General features: G+C 66.8%; 2 protein-coding genes. Both read left to right on the top strand.

All coding sequences use genetic code 11. The features are described from left to right. Positions 1–426 precede the first annotated feature (426 nt). The gene (locus KUM49_RS36420; RefSeq protein WP_217241249.1) at positions 427–1,332 is read left to right on the top strand and encodes a hypothetical protein; all 906 of its coding nucleotides are present in this window, start codon (positions 427–429) and stop codon (positions 1,330–1,332) included. A 56-nt stretch (positions 1,333–1,388) separates the two neighbouring features. After that, entirely contained in the window at positions 1,389–2,081 is a 693-nt protein-coding gene (locus KUM49_RS36415) for a hypothetical protein (protein ID WP_217241248.1), read from the top strand. The last annotated feature ends 215 nt before the right edge of the window (positions 2,082–2,296 follow it).

Genomic DNA, 2,296 nt, shown 5'->3' with positions numbered 1-2,296 from the left:
CCGTGCGCAGTTCGGGAGCGTTAGCTACGGCTTCCCCGCCGTGGACCAGCAGCATGGCCAAAGCCTAGGTGCAACCTTCCCCACTCCAACCGGAGGGGTCGACGGGGCGCTGCCAAGCCAAGATCCGCCGGACAGACCCTGAGCAGTTTGCTTCGGATCCGCCACAGTCGCGATCACAGAGCGAGCCGGAGGCTCTCAAGTCCTAGTTCAGAAAAGGCATGTAAGGCACGTGCCCTGTTCAGGGACATGACTTGCAGGTATCCGAGGGTTGTGAGACACGTTGGTCACGTCAGGCAGACGCCAACCTCGGCTGGTGTGCGGATGACGACCTGCCGCACCTCAACTCGGCACCTTGCACACCTGTCGGGGTACCCCTACAGTAGATATGTCGGGGTACCCCGACATATCTATGTGGGAGGTGCCCGGATGTCGTTGACCATCACTGCCGAACTGCTCGCGGACCTGGCCGAGCGGCGGAGCCGCCCGGAGGAGACCGCGATCGTCCTCGGTCCGTCCGGCTGGGAGTGCGGTGTCTGGACCGAGAGCCGTCCGACACCGATGCTGACCGCCTTGACCCTGGAGGAACTCCTGGCCTACACGGGCGGGGAGGAACTCGACGACGAGGTGACCGACGCTCTCCTCGCCGAGAAGGACTACTCGATCCCCAACGAGGGCGGCGAGTCACGCCTGCCCGGCGACGACATCGACTGGGCTGTGATCACCGGCAGCGTGGAGCGCGACGATGTACCGGTGGTGATGGGCTGCGAGAACCAGCCCTGGCAGCAGGCGCAATGGTTCAACCTGGGCAGCGCCCACCAGGTACTCCGTGAAGACGCTGACGAACTGCGGGAAACCGGACGGGCGTTCAGTCTCTGGCTGACCGAGGGTGGGCGCTGGCTGGTCAGCCTGAGCACCCGCTACGTCGCTGAGACGGACGGACAGTGGGTGCAGTGCAGCCCAGAGCGTGCAGCCGAACTCGTGTACGGCGCCCACTCCTCGCTCTTGGCCCAGGACACGGACGACCTTCCCTTGCTCGCCCGCGCGGCCCGGACCGCCCGGGACCTCGCCGACCTTCTCGCCTTCGACATCCCGACGGGAGACCCCGAGCAGCGGGAGGCCCGCGCCTGGAAGGAGCGCGAGGCGGCCATCGGCCATGAGCGCACCGCCCGCGCCATCGGAACCCTGGTCCGCGAAGACCTTCAGCGGGACGTACGCGCTGGGCGCCAGGGCGCTGCCACGACGGTTCGCATGGCCAACAGCAGCAACGACTCGCGGACCGCGCGGGACTTGGGGATCTCCCGGACCAGCTTGCTTGCCCTCCTCGGCGCGTAGGGCTAAGGCCAGGCCACGGCCGCTCCTCTGAACCATCCGACGTACGGAGGCACCGCATGACTGACACCAGCACCCCGAAGCCCATGGAGGAGGGCGAGGACGAGGGCGAGCAGCGCACCGCCGTGCACCTCTATCAGATCCAGAAAATCCTTCAGGAGGCATGGCACAACAGCCCCTACAGTGGCGCCGCGATCGCCGTGCTGCACAGTGCTACGGACCCGTTCGATCCCGACGGCGAATCCGCGGTTCTGCGTGCGGCCGACACCTACGGCCGCCGCCTGGGGTGCACCCGACACCTGGAGGCTCAGGGCCTGCCCGTCTTCGTCGCCCACCTCGCCGCGGTCTGGCTCCTGCGACGCCTCGGCGACCAGTTCGGAACCGACGGCACCGCCGCCGAACCCGGAATCCACGGGGCGCTCGATCAGCTGATCACCCACATCTGGGAGCAGGAAACCATCCCCCGCACGAACTACGACCTCACTCCCGACCTCGTCCACGCCTGCGGACGGCTCAGGCGTGCGATCCGCAACGAGAGCGGCGAGTTCGGATCCGGCCAGTACGGCACCCGCCTACAGACCGCGGCCGACACAGCCCGCCTATACGCGTCCGGCGATCTATGGGCTGTCCACGGCCGCCTGATCCGCTCCGTGAGCGTCGCCCTCGGCACCCTCGCCCACGAAACCCGCCGAAACTCGGCACAAGCCGCACTCACGGAAACCCTGCACAGAAGCTCCCGGTTCACCGGCTGACCCCACACGCCACCGGAGCGCGAAACGTTATGACCGTAACGTTTCACGCTCCGACCTGCCTTACGTGCCTGAAGCACCAAAGGGCGTCCCACCTGGGTTGGTGACCGCCCACCACTAAGCTTGTTCTTTATCTACCAAGATCTTCCGGGCTTGCCGATGGCCTTGAGGGTCTCAGGGCGTTTGACGGTCTTGCCGACGTCGTAGCGGGGTGCCCG

Source organism: Streptomyces sp. AC555_RSS877 (assembly GCF_019049245.1).
In the GTDB taxonomy this organism is placed as follows: domain Bacteria; phylum Actinomycetota; class Actinomycetes; order Streptomycetales; family Streptomycetaceae; genus Streptomyces.
This window is presented reverse-complemented; position numbering and strand designations above follow the sequence as displayed.

What these genes read in the sequence shown, in the direction of transcription:
- KUM49_RS36420 (WP_217241249.1), top strand. Translation starts at nt 427, where the DNA reads ATGTCGTTGACCATCACTGCCGAACTGCTCGCGGACCTGGCCGAGCGG.
- KUM49_RS36415 (WP_217241248.1), top strand. Translation starts at nt 1,389, where the DNA reads ATGACTGACACCAGCACCCCGAAGCCCATGGAGGAGGGCGAGGACGAG.